21 protein-coding genes are annotated in these 24550 nt (G+C 56.9%); 10 read left to right on the forward strand and 11 right to left on the reverse strand.

Going from position 1 to position 24550, the window contains the following annotated elements:
- Positions 1-64: 64 nt before the first annotated feature.
- On the reverse strand, positions 65-1321 hold the full coding sequence (locus G5193_RS05195) for an adenylosuccinate synthetase (protein WP_005334922.1): 1257 nt from the start codon (positions 1319-1321) through the stop codon (positions 65-67).
- A gap of 170 nt (positions 1322-1491) precedes the next feature.
- On the opposite strand from G5193_RS05195, the gene G5193_RS05200 reads away from it, so the two are divergent.
- Positions 1492-2406 (forward strand): LysR family transcriptional regulator, encoded by a 915-nt coding sequence (locus tag G5193_RS05200; protein WP_319919125.1) that lies wholly within the window; start codon positions 1492-1494, stop codon positions 2404-2406.
- A gap of 103 nt (positions 2407-2509) precedes the next feature.
- Here G5193_RS05200 and G5193_RS05205 read toward each other — a convergent pair whose 3' ends face one another.
- Together G5193_RS05205 and G5193_RS05210 are read right to left on the reverse strand one after the other, a co-directional pair.
- Positions 2510-3919, reverse strand: coding sequence for a TAXI family TRAP transporter solute-binding subunit (locus tag G5193_RS05205; protein WP_421205227.1), 1410 nt, complete (start codon positions 3917-3919; stop codon positions 2510-2512).
- An 81-nt stretch (positions 3920-4000) separates the two neighbouring features.
- The gene (locus G5193_RS05210) at positions 4001-5146 is read right to left on the reverse strand and encodes a MalY/PatB family protein (RefSeq protein ID WP_128816110.1); all 1146 of its coding nucleotides are present in this window, start codon (positions 5144-5146) and stop codon (positions 4001-4003) included.
- Between the two features lie 182 nt (positions 5147-5328).
- On the opposite strand from G5193_RS05210, the gene G5193_RS05215 reads away from it, so the two are divergent.
- Positions 5329-6501: an MFS transporter gene (locus tag G5193_RS05215; protein WP_421205229.1), complete on the forward strand. Its 1173-nt coding sequence runs from the start codon at positions 5329-5331 to the stop codon at positions 6499-6501.
- A gap of 14 nt (positions 6502-6515) precedes the next feature.
- Here the strand turns inward: G5193_RS05215 and G5193_RS05220 are convergent, their stop codons facing one another.
- Together G5193_RS05220 and G5193_RS05225 are read right to left on the reverse strand one after the other, a co-directional pair.
- Positions 6516-7430, reverse strand: a complete 915-nt coding sequence (locus G5193_RS05220) for a LysR family transcriptional regulator (protein WP_201973722.1) — start codon at positions 7428-7430, stop codon at positions 6516-6518.
- Between the two features lie 132 nt (positions 7431-7562).
- Positions 7563-8318, reverse strand: a complete 756-nt coding sequence (locus G5193_RS05225; protein WP_005334909.1) for a YciK family oxidoreductase — start codon at positions 8316-8318, stop codon at positions 7563-7565.
- Positions 8319-8540: 222 nt separating this feature from the next.
- On the opposite strand from G5193_RS05225, the gene sohB reads away from it, so the two are divergent.
- Positions 8541-9548 carry a protease SohB gene (gene sohB, locus G5193_RS05230; RefSeq protein WP_005347779.1) on the forward strand — a complete coding sequence of 336 codons (1008 nt, stop codon included), beginning with the start codon at positions 8541-8543 and terminating at the stop codon, positions 9546-9548.
- A 200-nt stretch (positions 9549-9748) separates the two neighbouring features.
- On the forward strand, positions 9749-10972 hold the full coding sequence (locus tag G5193_RS05235) for an MFS transporter (protein WP_421205232.1): 1224 nt from the start codon (positions 9749-9751) through the stop codon (positions 10970-10972).
- Positions 10973-11008: 36 nt separating this feature from the next.
- Here G5193_RS05235 and G5193_RS05240 read toward each other — a convergent pair whose 3' ends face one another.
- Positions 11009-11362: a DsrE/DsrF/TusD sulfur relay family protein gene (locus G5193_RS05240; RefSeq protein ID WP_421205234.1), complete on the reverse strand. Its 354-nt coding sequence runs from the start codon at positions 11360-11362 to the stop codon at positions 11009-11011.
- A 158-nt stretch (positions 11363-11520) separates the two neighbouring features.
- Between G5193_RS05240 and G5193_RS05245 the strand changes: the two genes are divergently transcribed.
- The gene (locus tag G5193_RS05245) at positions 11521-11916 is read left to right on the forward strand and encodes a DUF1090 domain-containing protein (RefSeq protein WP_227342149.1); all 396 of its coding nucleotides are present in this window, start codon (positions 11521-11523) and stop codon (positions 11914-11916) included.
- A gap of 168 nt (positions 11917-12084) precedes the next feature.
- Here the strand turns inward: G5193_RS05245 and G5193_RS05250 are convergent, their stop codons facing one another.
- From G5193_RS05250 to G5193_RS05260, 3 genes are all read right to left on the reverse strand, one after another.
- Positions 12085-12333: a YfhL family 4Fe-4S dicluster ferredoxin gene (locus G5193_RS05250; RefSeq protein WP_005334896.1), complete on the reverse strand. Its 249-nt coding sequence runs from the start codon at positions 12331-12333 to the stop codon at positions 12085-12087.
- 1 nt (position 12334) lies between these two features.
- Positions 12335-13699 carry a tRNA 5-hydroxyuridine modification protein YegQ gene (yegQ, locus tag G5193_RS05255; protein ID WP_421205236.1) on the reverse strand — a complete coding sequence of 455 codons (1365 nt, stop codon included), beginning with the start codon at positions 13697-13699 and terminating at the stop codon, positions 12335-12337.
- Between the two features lie 256 nt (positions 13700-13955).
- A complete protein-coding gene (locus tag G5193_RS05260; RefSeq protein ID WP_421205238.1) occupies positions 13956-14693 on the reverse strand; it encodes an EAL domain-containing protein in 738 nt (245 codons plus the stop codon).
- 221 nt (positions 14694-14914) lie between these two features.
- Between G5193_RS05260 and G5193_RS05265 the strand changes: the two genes are divergently transcribed.
- The 4 genes from G5193_RS05265 to G5193_RS05280 all read left to right on the forward strand — a co-directional run bounded on the left by G5193_RS05265 (position 14915) and on the right by G5193_RS05280 (position 19853).
- Entirely contained in the window at positions 14915-15643 is a 729-nt protein-coding gene (locus tag G5193_RS05265; RefSeq protein ID WP_421205240.1) for a hypothetical protein, read from the forward strand.
- Positions 15644-15672: 29 nt separating this feature from the next.
- The gene (locus G5193_RS05270) at positions 15673-16179 is read left to right on the forward strand and encodes a CS1 type fimbrial major subunit (protein ID WP_421205242.1); all 507 of its coding nucleotides are present in this window, start codon (positions 15673-15675) and stop codon (positions 16177-16179) included.
- Positions 16180-16249: 70 nt separating this feature from the next.
- Complete coding sequence (locus G5193_RS05275) at positions 16250-18706, forward strand: TcfC E-set like domain-containing protein (RefSeq protein WP_421205244.1); 2457 nt, start codon at positions 16250-16252, stop codon at positions 18704-18706.
- Positions 18699-19853 carry a hypothetical protein gene (locus G5193_RS05280; protein ID WP_421205246.1) on the forward strand — a complete coding sequence of 385 codons (1155 nt, stop codon included), beginning with the start codon at positions 18699-18701 and terminating at the stop codon, positions 19851-19853. Before G5193_RS05275 ends, G5193_RS05280 begins: the two co-directional genes overlap by 8 nt.
- 2 nt (positions 19854-19855) lie before the next feature.
- Here the strand turns inward: G5193_RS05280 and G5193_RS05285 are convergent, their stop codons facing one another.
- A complete protein-coding gene (locus G5193_RS05285; protein ID WP_421205248.1) occupies positions 19856-20494 on the reverse strand; it encodes a response regulator in 639 nt (212 codons plus the stop codon).
- Between the two features lie 121 nt (positions 20495-20615).
- Between G5193_RS05285 and G5193_RS05290 the strand changes: the two genes are divergently transcribed.
- Positions 20616-24074 carry an ATP-binding protein gene (locus G5193_RS05290; RefSeq protein WP_421205249.1) on the forward strand — a complete coding sequence of 1153 codons (3459 nt, stop codon included), beginning with the start codon at positions 20616-20618 and terminating at the stop codon, positions 24072-24074.
- Here G5193_RS05290 and G5193_RS05295 read toward each other — a convergent pair.
- A complete protein-coding gene (locus tag G5193_RS05295; RefSeq protein ID WP_216953101.1) occupies positions 24045-24338 on the reverse strand; it encodes a hypothetical protein in 294 nt (97 codons plus the stop codon). The genes G5193_RS05290 and G5193_RS05295 overlap by 30 nt on opposite strands.
- Positions 24339-24550 lie beyond the last annotated feature (212 nt).

The following is a 24550-nucleotide window of genomic DNA, read 5'->3' on the forward strand; positions in this document are numbered from 1 at the left end:
CGGCAGCCATAAAAAAACCGGCATCAGGGATGCCGGTTTTTTGTTTGACGATGAGAGGTGCGGCTTAGCGCAGGATCATCTCGTCACGGCCCGGGCCGACGGAAACCATCGGAACCGGTACGCCGAGCAGCTCTTCGATACGCAGCACGTACTGCTGGGCCGCTTTGGGCAGCTCTTCGAAGGTGCGGCAGCCGGTGATGTCTTCGCTCCAGCTTTCCATCTGCTCGTAAACCGGCTTCAGGGCAGCGGTTTGCGGCCAAATCGGGTTCTCGGTGTGGGCACCTTCGTAGGCCACGCAGATCTTCAGATCCGGCAGACCGGTCAGGCAGTCCAGCTTGGTCAGGGCCACTTCGGTGGCGGCTTGCAGCTCGACACCGTTCTTGGTGGCGACGGCGTCGAAGTAACCGACATCACGGGGACGGCCAGTGGTTGCGCCGAACTCGTTGGTGATCTTGCGGAACTCGTCCTGGTTCTCCATGGCGGTCAGCAGGGTGCCGGTACCGACAGAGGAGCTGAATGCCTTGGCCACAGCGATGACGCGCTCCGGACGCAGACCCGGCAGACCGCCACCGATACCGGCGTAGGCGCCAGATACGTGGGAGGAGGTCACCCAGGGGTATTCGCCGTAGATCAGGTCACGGCCAGCGCCCAGCTGCGCTTCGAACAGCAGGGTCTTGCCTTCGGCCTGCAGCGCTTTGAGCGGCATGCTGACGTTGCACACGGCGTCGATCCACGGTGCAGAGACTTCCAGCAGCCAGTCAGCCATCTCCTGGGCAGTCTGGGTGAATTCGAAGGAGGGGTAGATAGCCTTCATCTGCGGCAGTTTCCAGTCCAGCATGAACTGGATGCGCTCGACCAGCACGTCCGGCTGTTTCAGCCAGCCGACCAGGATCGCTTTCTTCATCACGCGATCGCCGTAGGCAGGAGCGATGCCCTGACGGGTGGAGCCATAGGCGCCATCACCCAGACGTTGCTCTTCCAGGGTATCTTCCAGTGCGTGCAGCGGCAGGCAGAGGGTAGCGCGGTCAGAGATGGCCAGCTTCGGAGTCACGCCGGAGGCTTTGACTTCGTCGAGCTCGACGGTCAGTTTCTCGGGGCTGATCACCATGCCCGGGCCGAGGACAACCAGGCAATCCGGGTTGAATACGCCACTCGGAACCTGGTGCAGCTTGAAGGTGCCAAGGTCGTTGACCACGGTGTGGCCAGCGTTGTTGCCGCCCTGGAAGCGAATGCTGGCGCCAGCTTGACCTGCCAGATAATCCACGATGCGGCCTTTGCCTTCATCACCCCAGTTAGCACCTACGACTACGATAGACGACATGACTCTTTCTCCTAAGACGTTAGGCGTTCATCCTAGGAGCCTGATGCGGATTAGAAAAATTAATTATCTTTATAATTCCGATAAGAGAACTATATAATTATGGCCAATTAAGCGGCAAACCGTCCGATTTTGCCTGGCAAGCCCCGCACATCGCGGGTTGAGGGACTCTTATGCTGGATATTCACTGGCTGCAAACCTTTGTCACCCTGGCCCGATTGCAACATTTTGGCCAGACCGCCACCGAGCTGCACATGACCCAGCCCAATGTCAGCCTGCATATCAAGCGGCTGGAGCAGGCGACCCGGGTGCGGCTGATCGAGCGCAGTCCGTTTCGCCTGACGCAGGCGGGGGAGCGGCTGCTGCAAAGCGCCGAGCGCACCATTGCCGAGTTGCAGCTCTGCCAGTCCGATCTCAATGCCCTCAACCAGCTGAGTCAGGGGACGCTGGCCATCGCCGCCAGCGACATCATCTCTCGCCTGCTGCTTATCCAGCCGTTCCAGCGCTTCAAGCGGGAGTTCCCCGGCATCGACCTCACCCTGTTCAACACCACTTCGGATCAGGCCGCCGAGCTGGTCAAGGCGGGCAAGGCGGATCTGGGTTTTGTCATGGCGCAAAAGCGCAGCGAGCCGCTCTTCTATACCGAGCTGCAACAGGTGACCTGGTGCGCCCTGGGCCACGGCCTTGCCCGCTGGCAGGCGCGGGCGGTGGCGGGAGAGAGCGATCCCCTCGACGAGCCGACCCTGATCCTGCTCGGTCACGACACCCGCACCCGGGCGCTGATCGACCCGTCCCTGCCGCTGCTGGCCTTGCCCCCCTGCCGCATCATGGAGGTAGGCAGCGTCGACGCCCAGCTCGATTGGGCCGAGGCGGGCTTTGGTGTCGCCATCGTGCCGGACTTCTCCCTGCATCCGCGCCTCAACCTCACCGCGCCGGTTACCAGCCTGAGCGACTTTCCTGGTACCAGTCTGGGCTACGTGGTGCGCCAGAATCAGGTGTTGTCGCGGGCCATCAAGCAGTTGCTGCACTGGGTTGAGGAGGAGATCCAGAAGCCCAACCCCTATCTGACTAGGGGGATGGAGCCTTAGCGGACGGCAAGGTGAGCTGGTCAATCGACTTCGCCACTATCGAGCGTATATCAACAATCAGGGCAGCCGAGGCTGCCCTGATGCATTTGTGGGCGCTTACCGTTCAGGGTTGCGGCGGTGTGGCTGCGCTGGTGGATGGGGAGGGAAGTGTATCGGTTTTATCCTGCTGCGAGGTTTCGCCAGTCACCGCGCTGCTGGCAGGCTGGATTGCCTGCTCTTGCGGCGCAGTGGCCGCAGAGGCGCTCTGTGGCAACTGAGTTGAAACGGCAGCCGATGGTGCTGGCGCCGTTGACGCTGCGGCAGAGGGGGCCACGCTCCCACCCTCGGTGGTTGGCGCAGTGAGCTCGGGGGTGACCTCGAGCGCCTCTTCGGGTAAGGGATTAACCTCTGTGGCTTCTGTCGCCACTGCGGCACTGCTGGTGGCGGTCGCGTCGGAGGGCGCAGTCGTCCCGTTGGCGGCGCTCACCGGCCCTGTCGTGGGCACCGCCTCCGAGGCCGATGGCGCTGGTGTTAACGGCTCCGGCGTCAGCTGTTCTGCAGTTAACTGCTCGGGGGTCAGTGGCAAGGGGGCTGGCGGTTGATCCGACATCCCCGCATGGAGGGGCAGCTCGGTTTGCGCCTGCAACTGCTCGGGGGTCACCTTGCTCAGGGCAGGATGCAGCCGACTGAACTGTTTGACCCGGGCCAGCAGGGTATCGCGCACGGTACGGACGATGGGGTCCGGCAGGCTGGCCAGCGCCACCAGTTCGGCACTCATCCCGATGTTGTTGATAGCTGTAGTCTGCCCCGGATAGAGGTTGGCGGCGATGCGGCTGCGCTGGTAGTAGGGGTGCTGCTTGAGCAGCGTGTCGATCTGCTCCCCTTCGATGGGGATGAGGCGCACCTTGCAGCGGCTGATCAGGTCGCCGACCGCCAGACTGGGGTGACCGGCTACCACAAAAGCGGCATCCAGCGAGCCATCGCACAGCCCTTCCAGCGGTTCGCTGTCCGATTTGAGCTGATAGGCAGCAAACTGCCCGGGTTGCCATCCCATGGCTGCCATCAGGGCCTGGCTGGTGATCTGCTCACCGGCGCCCTTGTTGCCCGGATAGACCCGCTTCCCTTCGATATCTGCCAGGGTGGTGATGCCGCTATTGGGGGCGGCCAGCAGGGTTAACGACTCCTGATAGAGGCGAAACAGGCTGCGTAGCTCATTGTTGGCCCCCTGCCCGCTGAAGGGGCCGGTGCCGTGCAGGGCGTGGTGCAACACATCGGACTGCACCAGCGCCAGCTGTACGTCCCCCTTGTCGAGTGCCTTGAGGTTGGCCATCGAGCCACGGGTGCTCTGCACGGTGCAGCTGTCCCCATGCAGGGCATGGCCGGCATTGAGCACCCGGCAGATGGCGCCACCGGTCGGGTAGTAGACCCCATTGAGCGGGCCCGTTCCGATAGTCAGCGCCTGGCTGCCAAAGGGGAGCAGCGCAGAGAGTGCACAGAGGGGAAGCAGAAGGTGATGCAAGATCCGTAGAGACATAATTGACCGTTGACTGAGTTGACCGCTGGCTGATGACACAGGCAAAAAGGGATGGGGCTTGCCCATCCCGTTGCTGGCTGATCAGGGCTTGCTGTGGTTGAGGATTGCCCGCTCCATCCGCGCCAGCGCGTCGGTCAGTCGTGCCCTGGTGCAGCCGAAGTTGAGCCGCACGAACTGACCGTCGCCAAACTGGGCGCCGGGGGAGAGACCAACGCCGGCCTGCTCGAAGAAGGCGATGGGATCGGCAAGGCCAAGGGCGCTCACATCGATCCAGGCCAGATACGTCGCCTGATGATTGGCCAGCTTGACTCCCGGCCAGCGAGCCACCGCTTGCTGGATCAGGGCCAGATTGGCCGCCAGATAGTCGAGTTGCTCGGTCAGCCACTGTTCGCCACCCTCATAGGCCGCTTCGGCGGCGACAAAGCCCAGTAGGTTGACGTCGGCGCTGATGCCGCGCATCGCCTGTTGCAGCCTGAAGCGCAGACGGGCGTTGGGGATAATGGCGAAGGAGCAGCAGAGACCGGCGATATTGAAGGTCTTGCTCGGGGCCATCATCACCGCGCAGCGCTCGGCTGCTTGTGCACTGATGGCGCCGTAGGGAATGTGGCGGGCATTCTTATCCAGCAGCAGATCGCAGTGGATTTCATCGGAGCAGATCACCAGATTGTGGCGCGCAGCGATGGCATCGATGGCCAGCAGCTCGTCACGGGTGAAGATGGTGCCGCCCGGGTTGTGGGGGTTGCAGAGCAGCAGCAGATCTGCGGCGGGGGCCTGACGCTCAAGCTCTGCCAGATCCAGCACCCAACGACCGGCCTCTTCAATCATCGGCACGGTGAGCAGGGGACGATCATTGAAGCCCGGCGCCTGCAGGAAGGGGTAATAGACCGGCTTGGGAGTGATGATACCGCGGCCATGCTGGCTCCACGCCTTGCAGGCGAGGTTGAGCCCCGGCACCACGCCGGGCAGGAACACCAGCCATTCGGGCTCGATGGCCCAGCCATAGCGGGTCGCCATCCGTTCGATAATGAGTTCGATCAGGCGCGGCGAGGGGCGTGAATAGCCGAAAATGCCGTGGGCGACCCGTTTGGTCAACGCCTCAATCACGGACGGGGGGGAGACAAAGTCGGTATCGGCAACCCACATGGGCAGCACATCCTGACCCTTGTACTTGTCCCATTTCAGGCTCATGGTGCCACTGCGGTCTACTTCCTGATCAAAATCAAACATGCGAACTCCTTGTGCTGGCAGGATGGGCTTTCACTCTACGGGGTCGCGGCCTCCCTCGCAAGGCGCACACCTGCTTATGCCATCCTTGAGCCCGCTCTTGATAGTGACATAAGATAGGCGCCTAATTTTCATACGGCTGCCGCCCGTTAGCCCGTATCGTCCTTCCAATCAGTGGTAACCCTATGAGCTTGTCGATAGCGGCGGTCAAACGCCCGGACCCCGTCTCTCTTTCGTTTCTTGCCGTGACCTTTATGACCGGCGTCGCGGTGGCATTGCAGGTGCCTACCTTAAGTCTGTTTCTGGCCGAGGAGGTGCAGGTGCGCCCCTTTCTGGTCGGGCTCTTCTATACCATCAATGCGGTAGTGGGCATTCTGGTCAGCCAGTGGTTGGGCTATAGCTCCGACAACAAGGGGGATCGCAAGCGACTGATCCTGCGCTGCTGTTTTGCCGGGGTGGCGCTCTCCTTGTTGTTTGCCTGGAACCGCAACTACTGGCTGCTGGCGAGTCTGGGGGTGATGCTGGCGGCGCTGGCGGCCACTGCCAGCCCCCAGCTGTTTGCGCTGGCGCGGGAGTACTCCGACAGCCGCAACCGGCGGGCTGACATGTTCAGCTCGGTGATGCGGGCCCAGTTTTCGCTGGCCTGGGTCATAGGCCCGCCCATCGCCTTCGCGCTGGCCATCGGCTACGGCTTCGAGCTGATGTATCTGGCTTCGGCACTGGCCTACCTGCTCTGCGCTTTGGTGGTGTGGCGCTGGCTGCCCTCGCTGCCGCTGCCCAAGCTGGCTGAAGAGAGCGAGCGGGTCAGCAGTTGGCGGGATCCGGTGGTGCGGGCGCTCTTTATCGCCTCCACCCTGATGTGGACCTGCAACAGCATGTACCTCATCAATATGCCGCTTTATATTACTCGCGAGCTGGGGATGGATGAGAAGCTCGCCGGCATCCTGATGGGCACGGCGGCGGCGCTGGAGATCCCCTTCATGCTGCTGGCGGGTTACTACACGGCCCGTTTTGGCAAGCGCCCCATGATGTTGCTGGCGGTGCTGGCTGGCGCGGCCTTTTACACAGGTCTGGTGACCCTCACCGACCAATATGCCCTGATCGCCTTGCAGCTGTTCAACGCCATCTTCATCGGTATCGTGGCGGGGATCGGCATGTCTTACTTTCAGGATCTGATGCCGGGGCGAGCCGGGGTGGCGACTACCCTGTTTGCCAACAGCATCCGCACCGGCTCCATCATGGCGGGGGCCATCGCCGGTGTGGTGGCGGAGGTGTGGAGTTTCCACGGGGTCTTTATGGTGGCGCTGGGATTGGCGCTGGTGGCACTGGCCGCCAGCTGGCGGGTGCCCGACGTCTGACAGGGGGCTGGCTGTTATTTGTCGTGCCGGGGCTGGGCGTGCGGGAGCGTCGCTGATTCGCCCTGATACTCGTTGCGCAGGCAGCGCAGCAGCAGCTCGGTCGCGGGGCCGAGAGATTCGGGGGAGAGGGTCAGCAGGTAGGTATAGAGGTGGCGCTCGTTGCCGCTCTCCAGATCCAGCTGTATGAGTGACCCTTCCGCCAGCTCTCGCTCAACCAGATGGCGCGGCAGCCAGGCATAGCCGAGGCCGAGGCGCAGCATGGCGAGCACTTCGTGGTAGTGGGTCGCCTTCCAGCCGGTGTCATCCGCATCGTTCCAGTCCACCGAGCGGTGAATGGGGGGATGAAGGCTGATCTGGTTGTGACTGGTCAGCACGTCGCTGCGGATGGGCCCCTCCTCCTGTGCCAGCGGATGGCTGGCGGCGCAGAGAGGCAGCAGGCACACCTCGTCCAGCAGCAAACCGGTGCGATCGCCTGGCAGGTGCTCGGAGAGCATCAGATCCCCCGGTTGCAAGGCGTTGAAGTGGCAGTGAATGCGTTCGTGCAGGTTGACCCGGCAACCCCGGCTGCGTGGGTAGAAGCTGGCCAGCGCCCGATAGAGGCGATCCCTTGGCTGCAGCGCCGAAACATAGAGGTTGATCTGCGGCTCCCACTGCCGCTCCAGGTTGTTGGCCAGATTCTCCAGCTCTTCCACCTGCTGGCTCAACTGACGGGCCCGCTTGAGGAAGATCTCGCCCGCCGGGGTCAGCACCGCCTTGCGGCCGCGCACCTCCAGCAAGGGCACCCCCAGACTCTGCTGCAACTTTGCAACCGCATGATTGAGGGAGGACTGGCTCTTGTTCAGCGCCTCGGCCGCCTGGGCGTAGCCGCCGCAGTCGACCACCGCCTGAAAGATCCGCCATTGCTCAAACGTGCTCTTGGGACGAAACATAGTTCAACCTGATTGGAGATAGAATGGTCAGTGGTGCGAACAGGGAGCCTGTGCCCCCTATTCAATTTAACCCCTGCCGCACAACACTCTGGGTATTTTATTGATTTATTTGGGCTGGGCCACGCAACTTGTTTATTTTGGCTGAGCCACAAAGGTCTGGCCGGTTTTGCCGCGGCTGTCCGACCCCATCAGGTAGAGGTAGAGCGGCATCAGGTCGGCCGGAGTCTTGAGGTTCATGGGATCTTCCGCCGGGAAGGCGCTGGCGCGCATCTTGGTACGGGTACCGCCCGGATTGAGGGTATTGACCCGCACACCGGTGTTCTCAAGCTCGTCGGCCAGCACTTCCATCATCCCCTCGATGGCAAATTTGGAGATGGCATAGGTGCCCCAGTAGGCGCGCCCCTTGCGTCCCACGCTGGAGGAGGTGTAGACGATGGAGGCATCGCCCTGCGCCTTGGCAGTCTGGCGCAGCAGCGGCAGCAGCGCCTGGGTCAGCAGGAATTCCGATTTGACGTTGACCTGCATCACCTCGTCCCACTCCTTCTCCTGAATATGTTCAAACGGAGAGAGGGTGCCGAGCAGACCGGCGTTGAACAGCACGCCGTCGAGGCGGCCAAACTGCTGGGCGAAGGTTTCGGCCATGCCGCGGTAGTGGGCGGCGGTGGCCCCTTTCAGATCCACCGGCACGATGGCGGGCAGCGGATAACCGGCCGCTTCAATCTGGTCATACACGGCTTCGAGTTTGGCGCTGGTGCGGCCGAGCAGGATCACGGTGGCACCGTGAGCGGCGTAGGTGAGGGCGGCTTCGCGGCCGATCCCGTCGCCGGCACCGGTGACCAGAATGACTTTATCCTTGAGCAGATCGCGGGGCGCCTGATAATCGAGCATGACAACTCCTGTTAACAAATTCCGGCCATAAGTGCATGGCAATCGGCGCCAAGTGTACTGATCCGCGCGCCTGTTTGACCAGCCAGCGGCAAGAAAAATGTGAAGAAAATAGAGAGGTTGTGATGCTCGGGTTGGTTTTTCCTGGCACTGGCTGCGATTTTTTGCGCGCCTCCATCAAACTCCCTAGAATGTGACGAAAACCGATCCATTCTGGAGTCCATCGTGACATTTCTGACCGAATATGGCCTGTTTTTGGCCAAGACAGTGACCTTCCTGCTGGCCATCGGCGCCATCATCCTGATGATCGTCAGCACTCGCCAGCCGAAAGCGCGCAAGGGTGAGCTGGTGGTGACCGATCTCTCGAGCGAGCTGGAGCAGGGGCAATTTGCACTCAAGAGCGCGCTCGCCAGCAAGGCCGAGCGCAAGGTGATGGAAAAGCAGCAGAAAGAGGAGCAGAAGAAGCGCGCCAAGGCGGGGGATGAGCGCAGTCGCCTGTTCGTGCTCGATTTCAACGGCAGCATGGATGCCAAAGAGGTAGCCTCCCTGCGCGAAGAGGTGAGCGCGGTGATCGGCGTCGCCCAGCCCGGCGACGAAGTGCTGCTGCGACTCGAATCCGGTGGCGGCGTGGTGCATGGCTATGGCTTGGCCGCTTCCCAGTTGCAGCGACTGCGCGATCGTGACATCAAGCTCACCGTGGCTATCGACAAGGTGGCGGCGAGCGGTGGCTACATGATGGCCTGCGTGGCGGACAAGATCCTGGCTGCCCCCTTTGCCATCGTCGGCTCCATCGGGGTGATCGCCCAGATGCCGAACTTCAACAAGTTGTTGAAAAAGCACGATATCGAATTCGAGATGCACACCGCCGGCCAGTACAAGCGCACTATCACCATGTTTGGCGAGAACGACGATCTGGGGCGCGAGAAGTTTCGCGAGGAGCTGGCGGCGATCCACGAGCGCTTCAAGGCCTTTGTGGCCGAACACCGCCCGCAACTCGATATCGATCAGGTCACGACCGGTGAACACTGGCTGGCGAGTCAGGCCAAGGGGCTGGGGTTGGTGGATACCCTCTGCACCAGCGATGACTACCTGCTGGCGCAGGCCAGCCACCACAAGGTGATCGGCATCAGCTATCGCAAGCCTAAAAGTCTGACCCAGAAGCTGGGACAGCAGGGCGCTCAGGCGCTGGAAGCAGGGCTGGGGCGTCTGTGGCAGCAGAGCCCCTGGCGCTAAGCCTGGCCCTCTGGCGCTAGCTCGAGGGAAATCCCGCGATAAAAAGGCCAGCCGATGCCCATCGGCTGGCCTTTTTGCATCCGGTTGCACCTTGCTGGTGAGCAAGGGTTGTTTCTATTGAGGCCCTCTGTTACAACTGAATGCTTTCCCCGTTTATGACAGGATCTTGTGGTAAGAGCTGCGGGGCATGGAGCATAGCGATGTCATGGAGCACCTTCAGGCAGTTTACCCCGCTGGTCTGGATCGTCATTCTGGGTACTTTCATGGTGCGTACCAGCTACTACATGGTGTGGCCCTTCCTCTCCATTCTGCTCTATCGGGAGTATGACCTTTCGGCCACCTTCATCGGCCTGTTGCTGGGTGGCTCTATGGCCCTCTCTACCCTGGTCAGTTTTTACGGCGGCTGGCTCTCTGATCGCTTCGGGCGGCGCAGCATACTGCTGGCCGGTTGTCTGGTGGCGATGAGCTGTTTCGGCCTGCTCGGTTTCTCCCATGCGGTGTTCTGGCTCGGGGTCGGGGTGATGGGCAGCGGCCTCTCGTCGGGGCTCATCGATGCCCCCGGCAAGGCGTTGATGGCCGACAGTCTGGCCTCGGCCAAGGCGCGGGAGCTGGCACTGCACCTGCGCTATTTTCTGCTCAACCTGGGGGCGGCGCTGGGGCCGCTGCTCGGGGTGACCCTCGGGATCAACGCCCAGCAGGAGACCTTCCTGTTTCTGGTGGTGAGCTATCTGCTGCTGGCGCTGGCCTTTGGCTGGGGATTTCGCCGGGCTGGCAGCACAGGCAAGCCGGGGACTGCTGGCCCCGGACTGCGGGATGCCATCAAGGTGTTGTTGGCGGATCGCGCCTTCCTGCTGCTGGTGATGGCCAATCTCCTGATGGTGCTGGTCTACTCCCAGTTTCACTCGCCGCTGGTGCAATACCTGACCCGAGCCGGTATGCCGCAGGTGGCCGAGCTGGTTGCTCTGCTGGTGGCGACCAACGCCCTGACCGTGGTGCTGCTGCAGTTTCCGCTGCTGCGGTTGTTGTCACGCTGGCCGGTGCGGGTGCGGCTTCATATCGGCATGGCGCTCTTTCTGGCGGCCCAACTGCTCTTCGCGCTGGGGGACCCGATGGTGCGCAGCCACTGGTTTGGCGCCGTGCTGCTGCTCAGCATCGGCGAGGCCATCCTCTTCCCCTTGCTCAACGTGCTGATCGACCAGATGGCTCCTACCCACCTCAAGGGGAGCTACTTTGGTGCCAGCGCACTGGCCGGGTTGGGAGGGGCCGCAGGTGCCCTGCTGGGAGGCTGGATCCTCGAGCAGTGGAGCGGTCAGTGGCTCTATGTGCTGATGGCGCTGCTTTGTGTGGCGATTTTTGCGCTTTATGAAGCTGGCGCCCGACATCATGGTCGGCGAAGTGCCCAGCAGGAGTCGGTGATAGGCTAACCGGGCTGACTTCGCCGCTGGCCAGCCCCTTATGGTTCAGAAGGTCAGCACCTTGTCGGCAGCCAGGGTCCATTGGGCCAGCATCGGCAGGGTGCCGACCTCAATGCCCTCGATCAGCGGCAGGGCTGTGATGCCACGGGCATCGGTGCAGGTCTTGCACAGGCGAATGGTGACGCCTTGCGCCAGCAGGATCTCCAGCATCTGGCGCAGGTTGTACCCCTCGGTCGGTGCCTGACCGGCCAGCGCTGCACTCACCGCATCTGACATCAGGAACAGCTTCAGGCTGGCACCACCCTGTTCGTTGAGGGCGATAGCGAGGCGCAGGGCGTTGAACAGGGATTCGCTGCCATAGGGGGCACCGTTGGCAATAACCACAATTTGTTGATTCATAACAGACTCCCGATTGGAAAGAGCGCCATTGTAGAGCCAACAGGGTGGCAATTGCGTGATGTTGCACAACTTCTGTCGCACCTTTTTCCCGCTTGCTTGACCCTGCTGCCGATCGAGGTTTTTATGGTCAGCTCGCAAACAAGACCGGATGAATCGAGATGTGGAAAGTATTGGGAGCCGGCTTGCTGCTGTTGGCGGGTCAGGCCTTTGGCAGTGAGGCGGTCGGTTGCAAGGCTCGTCTGCAGGCCGTCAACGACCAGCTGGTGTTTGCCAAAGCACACAATAACGCCGGGCAGATTGCCGGGCTGGAACAGGCCGCGCGCAATATCAAGGCCAACTGTACCGATGAAGGTCTGCTCAAGGAGCAGAAAGAGCGGGTTAACAAACTGCGCGGCGAGGTGGACGAGCGCCTGCTCGAGCTGCAGGAGGCGAGAGTCAGTGGCAAGCCGGACAAGATTGCCGACAAGCAGAGCAAATTGGAGCAGGCACAGACCGACTTGCTGACGGCGCAGCGGGAACTGGATGAATTGCACCGGTTGGTAAACAAAAAATAGCCATCATGGAGATGATGGCGGGATCAAAAAAGGCCGGGATTTCCCGGCCTTGTTGCATTTACTGTCGGTGCATCTGTACAAACTTCTTCATCAGCAGCGCTGCGGTTTCATCATATGGACGGGCTCCCGGAGGATGCAGCCTGTGAGTTGTTGATGCTGATACCGAGGTTACTGCCGATGCATCCGCACAAACTTTTCCATCAGCTGATCTTCGGTTTCCACATGAGCGGGATCCCAGATGATGCAGTCGATAGGGCAGACACTGATACAGGTCGGCTTCTCATAGTGACCGACGCACTCGGTGCAGCGACTGGGGTCGATCTCGTAAATCTCCTCACCCAGGCTGATGGCCTGGTTCGGACACTCGGGATCACACATGTCACAGTTGATGCACTTGTCGGTGATGAGCAGTGCCATCTCAGGCGGCCGAGTGGGGCTGACGGGTATCCTGACGCTCACCGAGGTTGCGCAGCAGGATGCCGTAGTTCACGTCCACTTCCTTCGGCACCGGCACATAGACTACGTGGCCGTTGCCCGGTGCGGTGTCGATCAGCTCGCCCTTGCGGTTCTGCATCAGCTCCAGATTGAAGCTGAGGTTGCCCTGCGGGGTCATCAGCTCCAGGCTGTTGCCCACCAGGAACTTGTTCTTTACCTCGACCTCGACCATGTCACCGTTGCGACCGGTGATCTCGCCGACGAACTGCTGGGTGTCGGAGACGGAGTAGCCGTAGTCGTAGTTCTGGTATTCGCTGTGGTTGTGACGGCGCAGGAAGCCCTCGGTATAGCCGCGGTGGGCCAGATTTTCGAGGGTGCCCATCAGGCTGCGGTCGAACGGACGGCCTGCAACCGCATCGTCGATGGCCTTGCGATAGACCTGGGCGGTACGGGCGCAGTAATAGAAAGACTTGGTGCGCCCTTCGATTTTCAGCGAATGGACGCCCATCTTGGTCAGGCGCTCGACATGTTCGACGGCGCGCAGATCCTTGGAGTTCATGATGTAGGTGCCGTGCTCGTCCTCGAACGCGCTCATGTACTCGCCCGGGCGGTTGGACTCCTCCAGCAGCACCAGTGCATCGCTCGGCTTGCCGAGGCCCAGCGTCGGGTCAACTTTCTGCACGGCGATGGGCTCCTGACGGTGGACGATCTGGCCCACGTCATCTTCTTTACCTTCGTGAACCTTGTACTCCCAGCGGCAGGAGTTGGTGCAGGTGCCCTGGTTGGGGTCGCGCTTGTTGATATAGCCGGAGAGCAGACAGCGGCCGGAGTAGGCCATGCACAGAGCGCCGTGAACGAACACTTCCAGCTCCATCTCCGGCACCTGCATGCGGATCTCCTCGATTTCGTCCAGCGACAGTTCGCGGGAGAGGATGACCCGAGTCAAGCCCATCTGATGCCAGAACTTCACCGTGGCCCAGTTGACCGCGTTGGCCTGCACCGAGAGGTGAATGGGCATATCAGGGAAAGCTTCGCGCATCATCATGATGAGACCGGGGTCTGACATGATCAGCGCATCCGGCTTCATCTCCACCACCGGACGCATGTCGCGGATAAAGGTCTTGAGCTTGGAGTTGTGGGGCTGGATGTTGGCCACCACATAGAACTGCTTGCCGAGGGCATGAGCCTCGTTGATGCCGAGCTGAAGGTTCTCGTGATCGAATTCGTTGTTACGCACCCGCAGACTGTAACGGGGCTGGCCGGCATAGACTGCATCGGCGCCATAGGCGTAGGCGTAACGCATGTTCTTGAGGGAACCTGCGGGGGAGAGCAATTCTGGTTTAAACATGTCGGACTCTTTATGTCTGATTGCAAATCAGGACAACGCCACCTGATGGCGTCGTAGTGGTTGAGTTGCGGTGCAAGATGCCCTCCGAGAGGATGCTCAATGCAGCGCGACCCGATGACGGCATATCCGGGGTTATCGAAAGAAGATGCGCCGGACATTCGGGGTGCGAGATTGTACTCGCCCCCACGTCATCATGCAATTTGGCAGGAAATTGTTGGCTGCGCGAGCCGACAGGATGCCGAAATGAAACAGCCGCTCAGGCCCAGCGGGAGAGGGGAGATGGCATGGCATGGGCATAACCCTGCTGATAGTCACAGCCGAGCAGGTTGGCTACCTCGATGTGTTGCTGGGTCTCAACTCCCTCGCACACCACCTTGGTGCCGAGCCGCTGCAGGTACTCTACCAGACCGGTGAGCATCCGCAGTGCATGGCTACTCTTGGTCGCTTGCAGCAACAGGGAGCGATCCAGTTTGATGATCTCGTAGGGCAGCGCCAGCACCCGTTGGAAGTTGCACTCCTGGGTGCCAAAGTCATCGCAGACGATATGGGCGCCGTGGCTGCGCAACACTTCAATCAGGGCCAGCTCCTTGTGCTGTAGCGGGGCGTGCTCGAGTACCTCGAACCAGATGTCGAGCCCTACCTTGCGCGCCTGGATCAGTACCAGCAACAACAGGTTCTGGTAGGTGGGGCTGTTCAGAGTCGGGTTGAGGTTGATTGAGAGCAGACTGGTGCTGCTCTGCGCGAGCGTCGGCAGGTCGCGCAGAATCGCTCTGAGCATGACGATGTCCAGATGAAGGGACTCCTCATCGCTGAGGGAGAGAAAGTCGATCCCCTGATAGCGCTGCTGGCGGGGTTCCCAGCGTCTGGCCAGCGCTTCAAAGCCGATGATCTGGCTGTTCCGGTCAACGATCGGCTGATAGAAGGGGATGGCAATATCCGCTGTTGCCAGGGATGCCACGTCACCGACCGAAAACTCTTCTTTGAACGCAAACATGGCGCTTACCTGTTGATAGACATAGGGGCGCATAATACAACAGGGATAGCAGAATGACCTGTAGGAATCATCTGATAATAAGAGTGCGCCTGTAATCAAAATAGGAATTCTCTTATTAACGTAATTTGTGAACTTCAATAGACTAGATACAGTTATATGCTTTTTCTTTTCGAAATCGAAGAGTTAAGAATCATGCTGCATTAAAAATTAGTGGAAGGCTCATGAAAAAAATATGTTCTGCATTCATTATTTTGATGTTCTTTAATAAAGATGTTTTTGCTTCTGCTGAAATAAATATAGGAACTTTGTATGACTATATGAATGGCCAGCAAAGTACCTATTTAAAACGGGTTCGTAATCAGGGCGATAGCACTGCCTTTATTAAGGTGGCAATCCACGAGATCATCTACGATGAGATGGGAAAACCATCAGAGTTGGCTGAGTTGACCGAAGGGCCTCGGCCGCTGATTGCTAGCCCCTCTCGCATGATTATTCCGGCCAATGGCATGCAGGCTACCCGACTATTATATATGGGGGGGCGGGACAAGGAACGTTACTTCAGAATTCGCTTCATTCCTGTTTTGCCAAAACAGGAGGATGGATTTGACTTGGGGGCCAATATAGATTCAGAGAGTCAGCAGGCAGTTTCAGCGGGTGTAAATATATTGACTGGCTTTGGCACAATTGTCTTTGTCATGCCTAAAGAAAGTCTATTTGATACCCAATTTATAAAAGAGGATTCCACGACAACAGTCATTAATAAAGGAAATACCACTATAGTGTTGGATTTTTTTGAAGAATGTGATTCACGGGGAAAAAACTGTTCAACGCCAAGCAAGATTCATTTGTTGCCAAACATGTCTAAACAATTAGTCAAAAAAAGTAATCACCTCTATCAGTTTTCATTGATAGAGGGTGATAAGAGCAGAAGCATCGTGATTGGTCACTGATGTTTCATATTCCCAAAAAGGAGAGAGTAATGAAAGTATGGATAGCAGTCCCTTTGGCCATGCTGGTGTCAGCCAATTTGATTGCTGCTGAACGTCTTGAGCATCAGGTTACAGTGACGGCTCAGATCCCGAGTGAGGCTTTCTATGTACAGCCGACAGGCGGTGACAACTGGATGAACGTACCGCAGAAGCTGGCTTACAACCCATATACCAAAAAGTTGGACAAGCTTACCAAGCAGTTGGATGTAAAAAGCACAATCGGAGCAATTACCGGTTATTTGACCAATCCGGCCATGATGGCCAGCGGTAATGACAACATCGCATTGACCGTAAAAATTGGTGGGGTCACGTTGGGGACAACATCCGTGGAAGTTATGAAGGCGGATGATGCCAAGACCGGCAAGTTGCTCGGGTTGGAAGTGATCCCGGCGGATGCTCCTGTCGCGGGTTATAAGCCAGGTAACTACCAAGGTGTGGTCAACATGATTTTTGAGTCGGAAGCTCCCAAAGGAGAAGCACCCAAAGGCGGCGTATAAACCGATTGATGGAGGCTCCCTGCATCAAGGGAGCCTTTTTGTCTGTGCTTAGAAGAAGTGGGATAGATACATGCAGTATTTCTCTTTCCTGTTGATCCTGGTTGTGTTTTGCGCACCTGCCTGGGCCACGGGTAGGCATGTTGCACAACCCCTTGATCTGTTGCAACAAGTAGAGGGTTTGCCTGATGGCTTTGCCGATCACTTCTTCGGCGTCCCGCTGGCGGTGCGCATTCTGGTGGATGGGCAGTTGTTGGGGGAAGGCGAGATAGTGCTGGGCAAAGACACCAGCGTACAACTGTTGGCTCTGACCAGCAGCCATGAAAGTGAGCTGGACGAGCGTAGCCGTCAGCGTTGGACCAAGGCGCTGGAGGCATCCCATCGACTGGGCCCATGTCAGAATCCATGCGCTGACGAAGTGCTGGCGCTGGAGTACAGCCTAGAGAACTCCCAGTTGTCGGTGCTGACGGCCGGTGCCGAGAAGGGACAGCCGCAGAACCGTTATTACAATCTGCCCAGTGGGGGCAGCTATGGCGCCCTGTTGCGCCATCAGTTGAACCTGACCCAGGAGGAAGGTGAGCTGCGTAGTGGCCGTTACAACCTAATTGCACAGGGAAGCATAGGCCAATGGACTCCGCTGTTTGAGGGAGAAGTGAGCCGGTCAGGAAATGGGCAGGTGGCGCAGCACCATGTACAGCAACTTTATGCCGAGCATGAAGGAAAGGGGCACTTCTATAGGTTGGGCTACTTCTCGCCTTATGCACAAGGTTTGGTGCGTCAACCTACCCTGTTTGGCGGGGGAACCCCGACCGTGTTGGGTGTCATGCTGGGGGACTCCGACACCCTGTTGATAGAGCAAGGCCAGGCCAGTACCACTCCTGTCTATGTCACCCCGAGCCGGCCCGGCATGGTGGAGATCTATCGGGATGGGCAGCTCATTAACTCGCAGCAGGTGAGTTCGGGGCTGCAGGCACTGGACACCAAGGTGTTTCCTGCTGGGATCTACGAGGTGGAACTGCGTGTGCTGGAAGATGGCCAGATTACCGAACGGCGGCGCGAGATGATCTACAAGCCGATGAACTGGCAAAACCCTGATGAGGCATGGCGTTTCAACCTGTTTGCTGGCCAGCAGACCCGCCTGTTCAGCAACTTGGAAGAGGACACTCCCAGTCCTCTAAGTAGCGGTATCATGCTCAATTATTTGCTCACTCCCTCCGTGATCGTCGGGGCATCCAGCCAGTATATCGACCAGCGCTGGCAGCACGGCCTTTCTGCCGACTGGAGCCTGAATGATCAGTGGCGGCTGTTTGGTAACCTGATGTCGACACAGGAACTTGGAAGCGGCTTCGATCTGCAGGCCTTGTATCACTATGGCGAGGGTAGCTTGGTGCTCAGCCACCAGCAGCAGCACCAGAAAGGGCCAGTTTGGGAGGGGAGTCACGACCTCAAGCAGAGCAATATATCGTTGCAGCAGCGGCTCGACGAGCGACACTTTGCCAACCTCTATTTGGCACATCAGGCGGAGCGTGGGTTGGGGGTTGATCTGGGCTGGCGTTACAACGGCGAGCTACTCGGTCAGACGGTGAGCTGGAACCTGACGGTATTTGACCGGCCAGGTAGCATCAGTACCGATAACGCGAGGGACAGGGGGAGTATGCTCTCTCTAAGCATGAACTTGGGTGGAGAACGTAGTCAATTGGCTGTCGGTATAGGTAGTCGAACCTCCCGTTCCGGCGGGCAAGAGCGTAACGGATCTCTCAGTTACCAGCAGTTACTGGAGTGGGGGGCCCTGCAGAGCGTCGGGGTAAATCTGACAACTGACAGTTATGGCGTCGGCACAGCAGGCTATGCCAGGTTTCAGGGGGATCTGGTCAGTGGTGATGCCTACCTGCTGTCTTCCTCCTATAACCGTACTCTGAGCGGTGGGCTCAATCTTGACAGCACCCTGGCGTTTGGTGATGAGGGCAGTCTGACCATGACCGGCCAATCTCAGGGGTATGAGGCGGGCATGATAGTGGATCTGGAGTCCGATATGCCTGATCTGATCTTGCGTGCCGATGACGATCAGGGTGGTAATTTAAAGTTGCGGCCAGGGCGCAACCTAATACCCGTAGCAGCCTATCGCAGCGGTGCTGTTGAGCTGGATCTGGCTGGCCATGATGCCCCCTCGGTGAGCATTCGCCCCAACGTGTTGCCTTATCACCTCAACAAGGGGGGGGTGGCCTATCATCAGGTTCACGTCATGAAGACGGTAACAGTCATTGGTCGTCTGTTGGATGAGAAGGGGGCTCCTTTGAAGGGGGCAATGGTTGTCAATCATGCAGGTAGAACCATGAGTGAAGTGGATGGTTTTTTTGCCGTTGAGATGAGCGCCCGCAATCCAATCTTGAAAATGGAGATAAACGGCATTAGCCAGTGTGAGACTGTTGTCGATGTCCCCACCTTACCAATAAATAGCAGAATACTATTTTTAGGTGATCTAGCCTGTCACAGTTTAGAAACAAAATTGAGTTCAGTTAAATATGATTAAAACATTAATTTTTATATTTATATTTATGATGCCATTTACGATGGCGCATTCCGTCGTTTTGAAGGTCAATGCAGAATACTCACAATCACGGGATAACCCTGGAAAAAATGAATTTAGAATTACAGACCCTTGTATAAAACTACCACTATCTTATTTCTGTGATGATAATGTGTCTAGAGTGGTTGCTGTGGATGCAGATATTGACAAACCAATATTTAGAGGTAGTAATGCATGGGACCGATTTTTTTTCCATAGCTTCCCTAGAGAAAAATCTGTCACACTGACTAGTCCCACAGGCAGTAAAGTGAACATGAAATTCTCCTTTACTCATACCGGCTATACTCTAAAAAATGTAGGGGTGGATATTGGTGATGCATATCAGGCGCATCCTAACTCGAACTGTTCCCTAGTTGATCGAGATACCGCGAGTAGCACCAAAACAGTATTTTATTCAATCGCGGCCAACGCTCAAAAAAATGGGGGTTCATGTTACACGAAAATATATCCAAACCCAATTAAAAGGATCAATGCGATAATAAGTAAATATTATTTTGGTTATAAACTTTCTGCTGATAACATAGATACTATTCCGAATGGTCGATACCAAGGAAGAGTGACACTTACTGTTGGTTCATCAAACAAAGATCTTGATCTTGGTAATTCGGCATATAGAGCACCATCAATTATCGAAATGGATATATCTTTAGTTGTAAGAAATCAAATGAAAGTAGAGTTTCCTCATGGTAGTAATACAGTTGTCTTGACGCCACCTAAAGGCTGGTGGAATTCCACATTGCCTACAGTATTAAACTCAAGGTTACCTGTGAGAATATCAAGTGATACGCCTTTCTGGATCGGTTTGATGTGCCAGTATACACATGTGGGGGGCGGGCAATGTGAAATAAGAGATCGCTCTGGTAGCCATAGAGTACCAATTGTTATTTCACGTAATAATGCATATGGGAAGTTTATTTTAAGTCCATCCGTGAAAGTGCCATTTAAGAATAGTAAAGAAAGTGCCAATGATTTTTTCTTATTTGAAATAGAACAGTCTAAAGTTGATGAAATGAGGAAGCGACCAGGAGCTACATATAAAGGCATTGTGACATTAATTGTCGATGCAACAATACCTGTTGGTGGTATGTAATATTAAACTAAACCGTTATTTTGTGCATAAAAAAACAGTTCACTATCGCTTTGCAAGCCTAGGCGCATCATGGCGCTCTTTTTCTGTGTACTGATGGTCTTCACACTGCGATTCAAGTGTTCTGCTACCTGGGTGACCGACATGCCACTGGCCAGCAAACGCACTACCTCGCTCTCTTTTGGTGTAAGCGGGGTGAGAGCGGTGTGACGAGATATGCCGGCCTCAGTCAGCAGGTTTTTAACAGACTTACCTATATAAGTGTGGCCAAGCAGCACTTGGCGAATGGCTTCTGATAACTCAGTGATAACAGATTTTTTTAATATCAGGCCACTAATCCCACATTGAAGCAGAGCCTGTAATATTGCATTGTTGTGGAGTTGTGTCAGTACAATGATCGCCAAATTGGGATACTCTCTGCGTAATTGCTGTACCATTACGAGGCCATCACTGCGACTATCACCCGGCATGCTGAAATCCGTTATCAGCAAGTCACATGGCTGTTGCCTTAATAAAATATACAAATCAGAAACCCTATATGCCTCTGCTACGACATCACAGCGTGGGGTTATTTTTTCAATCAGGCTACGGATACCAGCTAAAATCAATGGATGATCATCAGAAAGTATAATCCTAAAGGTCATAAGTGAGTCTCTCTTGATGCGATTAGTAAAATTAAGGCTATCAAAGCTGACATTGATATACTACCGTGCGATCCCTGTTTTTTATATGCATACACTGATTTGTAAAAATATGTAAACCACTATGTCGATATGTTGCTCAATAAAGTCATTGCTCAGTCAAATTACCATTATTGTTGGATTTTCTTTATTCTTTACCCCTGTGTTACAGGCTTCTGAGCCGCCTGAGGTTGCCACTATTGAAGTCGGTATATTAGCAGGAGGATGGGCTCCATTTCAGCGATGGGATGGTAAGGTTGCCGCTGGATTCAGCGTGGAATTAATGGAGCAATTAGCTAAAAAACTGGATTACCGGATTGCCTGGCATGCCTACCCTGACTGGGATGCCATGTATGCGGATATTTGCCGTGGCAAGATTGATCTCTTGCTCGATGCTTTTAATGCTGGGGGACGCCCATGTGTCACCTACAGTTTGCCCTATTACACCTCACCGACCGTGGTAGTTGTGCGTCAGGACAGCGCCCTCTTTCGCGACGTGAGCCGGTTACAGTCTGCGAGCATTGCCATCGAAAAGGGCTTTATGACCGAGACGCTGGTCAAGCTGCACTATCCGAAGGTCACACCGCGGCTCTTCGTAGATACTCGCAGCGCACTTCAGGCGGTGGAGCAAGGGCGAGCGGATGCCTATATCGGCAATCTGTATGTAGCCAATCTGTTTATCAAGCGTCACCCTGCGCTGGCGGTTGTTGCACAGTCTCCCCTGTTGATGGAGACCCTTCATCTTGCTGTTGCCAGCCAGAATCAAACGCTTTCTACCCAGCTTAATACTGCCATTCAGGCGTTGACGGTCGAGACCCGCAGCGAGCTTGAGAAGCGCTGGTTGGGGGAGAACCTGGTCCCCAACTTTATGGGGCACAGTAATTTTTTGCTGCGCCCTGATGAGCGAGCATGGTTGTCGGCTCTGCCACCATTGAAGTTGGGATTGAGCCCCAATTGGATGCCTTTCTACTATCGTGACAGGGATGGCAATCTGGTTGGAATGGTAGTTGACTATCTGGCGCTGCTGCAAGAGAAGCTTGGCTTGGCTTACAGCAGGGTTCCGGTTCAGAGCTGGCCTGATCTTCAACAACAGTTGCTGCATCATGATGTCGATCTTGTTGTGCTGCCAACCCGCATCATCGACAGGTTGATGGGGTGGCATGCCAGCCAGCCTTTCGCATCATTTCCCATGGTATTGGTGACGGCAAGCGGTACGCCCACCATAGGAGATATCACGGACCTGACAGGCAAGCGACTGCTATTGACCGACGGCATGTTAATTCCACAGATCAAGGCGCTGTTGCCGGATGTGACGATTAAGGTGACAAGCAACGCCAGTGAAGGGTTGGCGGCAGTTGCGGCTGGTGAGGGGGATGCCTATATCGGCAACCTGGTGGTAGTCTCGCGACTCATTGCGGATCAGTTTGAAGACCAGCTTAATATTGCGGCTCCTTCGCCCTTCAAGGATGAGCTGGTGGTAGCGGTACGTGAGCCCTATACCCCTCTCTTGCCTTTGGTCAATCGGGTGCTGGCCAGCATGAGCGACAAGGAGCGACGGCAGATCCGCAATACTTGGTTGGCATTGAACTACAGCGAGGGGGTGTCATGGCAGCAACTGATGCGCACACTTATCCCGCTGGGGTCGGGTATAACCCTCTTTATACTGGTTATCTGCATTGCGTATTGGCGCCTTCGTCAGGAAATTACCAGGCGCCGGCAGGTGGAGCTGGCACTGGCCAGAGCGAAAGAGCGGGCGGAATCGGCGGCGACCATGAAAGGGGAGTTTCTGGCCACCATGAGCCACGAAATTCGCACCCCCATGAATGGTATCGTCGGCATGGCGGAGCAGCTCACCTTCACCGAGCTGACTCAGGATCAGCGCCAGATGGTCGAGATCATCAACCGCGGTGCCCTGGGACTGCATGCACTGATCGACAATGTGCTCGACTATGCCAAGCTGGAGGCAGGCAAGATGCAGCTCGAGCAAACCCCGTTTCTCCTCCGTGAGCTGATCGACAGTGTGTTGACCATGACGCTGAGCGAGGTACACCGCAAGGGGCTGCGTGTCTACCTCTGGGCAGATGCTGGTGTTGCCGCCAGAGTAAGCGGCGATGCGTTGCGTTTGCGTCAGATCCTCTTCAACTTTGTCAGCAATGCCATCAAATTTACCGAGCGGGGCTTTATCGAGATTTCGGTGCAACTGCTGGCACAGGGGGAGGGGCAACAGCAATTGCGCTTCGGCGTGCGCGACAGCGGTATCGGCATGACACCCGAAGCGCTTGGCCGGATCTTCAATGCCTTTGAGCAGGCGGAGAGCTCTACCACCCGCAGTTATGGTGGTACTGGCTTGGGGCTGAGTATCTGCCAGACCCTGGCCACCTTGATGGGGGGCGAGATCCGGCTGGAGAGTGCCCCGGGGCTCGGCACTTTTATCACCTTGACAGTCACGTTGCCTGTTCTGGTACTGCGAGAGCCGGATCTCCGTCTCAATGGCCTGCAAGCCAGCATTGAACTGCATGACGATAAGCTGTGTCACACCCTGTTACTGCATCTTGACGCTCTGGGAGTCACGCGAACGTCGCCCCCTGATAATGCTCAGTTGCGTTTCAGTGACCATGACCTGGCGGCTGAGGGCGTTATCCGGGTGCTGCCGCTGGCAACCCCTCTTGGCTATCGCAGTGATGAGAAGGGTTACATTCTCAACAGCAATCCCATGACCTGGCATGCAGTGCGGGAAGTCTGCTATCGCCAGCTGGTCTTGAGCGATGAGACCGCCTCACAATTGATGCCCAATAGCGCTGCGCGTGGGTCCATGCTGCCCTGTCGGATACTGCTGGTGGAAGATAATCCCCTTAACCAGCAGCTGGTGATACGCCAGCTCGGGCAGCTCAAGCTGAACTGCGAGCTGGCTGAGCACGGCCAGCAAGCCCTCGAGATGGTCGCGCAGTATCCCTATGATCTGGTGCTCTGTGACTGTCAGATGCCGGTGATGGATGGCTATGAGTTCACGCGCAGGGTACGGGCTGGGGAGGATAAGAAGCGCTTGCTGGTCATTGCCATGACGGCCAATGCCATGCCTGAGCAGGCTGAACGCTGCTTTGCCGCCGGCATGGATGATTTGCTGGGCAAGCCGGTGCTGCTGGATGGTTTGCGTCAGATGCTGCAAAAGTGGTGTATCCTGCCATCGCCATCCTTGATTGATGTCGCGGCCATGGAGGCATTTTTTGGCCAAGGTGACAAGTTACGGCAGATGTTTCCGCTATTTCGCCAGGAGCTTGAGCAAGCGATGGTGCAGCAGCCACAGGATGACAAGGCACTGGCGAATTGGGTGCATCGTCAGGCGGGGACCATCAGCATGATGATGGCGCCGCAGCTGGCTGAAGAGGCATGGCGACTGGAAGAGAAGATCCGCCAGCTCGGGTCCTCATCTTGTGCTGATGAGCTGACCGGATTTCGTGCCCAATTACAGCAAATCATCGGGGAGCTGAGGGGGTTAAGCGAACGGTATGAAGAGTCAGTTGTTGTCGAGGGAGAACTGAAATAAGGGGAACTGCTCACTCATAAAATCGCGGGGTGTATGGCCATTACCAGCCCCAGCCAGCCACTCCCAGTCCAGTCTTGGCGAGCCCGCTTTAAAGCGCTGGTAGGCCACTCCCTTGTGAACCGTCAGAAAAAGAGTCGTGGGGAGTCCCAGCTTGTTGCTGTAGCGCACCATCAGATCGCCCTGATAGTCGTTGCTGATTCTGATTTTGAGTGCCTGCAGTGTCAGACCTGTTGCGTGGCCATGCTCATCCCAGACTTCAAACATGATGTGAACACTCTGATGTTGATGATGCCACGATGAGCAAGGTGGGATGCAATTGCAACTGTCAGATCTGACAAGGGCGGAAAGTGTGAGTGGGCAAGAAAGCGAAAACCCGGCGCAAGGCCGGGTTTTCTGAATGATGGTGGAGGGAGAAGGATTCGAACCTTCGAAGGCAGAGCCGTCAGATTTACAGTCTGATCCCTTTGGCCGCTCGG

It is taken from the genome of Aeromonas sp. 601027 (assembly GCF_049174455.1).
Lineage (GTDB): Bacteria > Pseudomonadota > Gammaproteobacteria > Enterobacterales > Aeromonadaceae > Aeromonas > Aeromonas veronii_A.

Excerpts from the sequence above, each read along its gene's own strand:
- G5193_RS05200 (WP_319919125.1), top strand. The coding sequence starts at position 1,492 with ATGCTGGATATTCACTGGCTGCAAACCTTTGTCACCCTGGCCCGATTG.
- G5193_RS05195 (WP_005334922.1), bottom strand. The coding sequence starts at position 1,321 with ATGTCGTCTATCGTAGTCGTAGGTGCTAACTGGGGTGATGAAGGCAAA.
- G5193_RS05210 (WP_128816110.1), bottom strand. The coding sequence starts at position 5,146 with ATGTTTGATTTTGATCAGGAAGTAGACCGCAGTGGCACCATGAGCCTG.
- G5193_RS05295 (WP_216953101.1), bottom strand. The coding sequence starts at position 24,338 with ATGTTTGAAGTCTGGGATGAGCATGGCCACGCAACAGGTCTGACACTG.
- yegQ (WP_421205236.1), bottom strand. The coding sequence starts at position 13,699 with ATGTTTAAACCAGAATTGCTCTCCCCCGCAGGTTCCCTCAAGAACATG.
- G5193_RS05235 (WP_421205232.1), top strand. The coding sequence starts at position 9,749 with ATGTCATGGAGCACCTTCAGGCAGTTTACCCCGCTGGTCTGGATCGTC.
- G5193_RS05205 (WP_421205227.1), bottom strand. The coding sequence starts at position 3,919 with ATGTCTCTACGGATCTTGCATCACCTTCTGCTTCCCCTCTGTGCACTC.
- G5193_RS05240 (WP_421205234.1), bottom strand. The coding sequence starts at position 11,362 with ATGAATCAACAAATTGTGGTTATTGCCAACGGTGCCCCCTATGGCAGC.
- G5193_RS05225 (WP_005334909.1), bottom strand. The coding sequence starts at position 8,318 with ATGCTCGATTATCAGGCGCCCCGCGATCTGCTCAAGGATAAAGTCATT.
- G5193_RS05245 (WP_227342149.1), top strand. The coding sequence starts at position 11,521 with ATGTGGAAAGTATTGGGAGCCGGCTTGCTGCTGTTGGCGGGTCAGGCC.
- G5193_RS05265 (WP_421205240.1), top strand. The coding sequence starts at position 14,915 with ATGAAAAAAATATGTTCTGCATTCATTATTTTGATGTTCTTTAATAAA.
- G5193_RS05275 (WP_421205244.1), top strand. The coding sequence starts at position 16,250 with ATGCAGTATTTCTCTTTCCTGTTGATCCTGGTTGTGTTTTGCGCACCT.
- G5193_RS05285 (WP_421205248.1), bottom strand. The coding sequence starts at position 20,494 with ATGACCTTTAGGATTATACTTTCTGATGATCATCCATTGATTTTAGCT.
- G5193_RS05290 (WP_421205249.1), top strand. The coding sequence starts at position 20,616 with ATGTCGATATGTTGCTCAATAAAGTCATTGCTCAGTCAAATTACCATT.
- G5193_RS05215 (WP_421205229.1), top strand. The coding sequence starts at position 5,329 with ATGAGCTTGTCGATAGCGGCGGTCAAACGCCCGGACCCCGTCTCTCTT.
- G5193_RS05280 (WP_421205246.1), top strand. The coding sequence starts at position 18,699 with ATGATTAAAACATTAATTTTTATATTTATATTTATGATGCCATTTACG.
- G5193_RS05260 (WP_421205238.1), bottom strand. The coding sequence starts at position 14,693 with ATGTTTGCGTTCAAAGAAGAGTTTTCGGTCGGTGACGTGGCATCCCTG.
- G5193_RS05270 (WP_421205242.1), top strand. The coding sequence starts at position 15,673 with ATGAAAGTATGGATAGCAGTCCCTTTGGCCATGCTGGTGTCAGCCAAT.
- G5193_RS05250 (WP_005334896.1), bottom strand. The coding sequence starts at position 12,333 with ATGGCACTGCTCATCACCGACAAGTGCATCAACTGTGACATGTGTGAT.
- G5193_RS05220 (WP_201973722.1), bottom strand. The coding sequence starts at position 7,430 with ATGTTTCGTCCCAAGAGCACGTTTGAGCAATGGCGGATCTTTCAGGCG.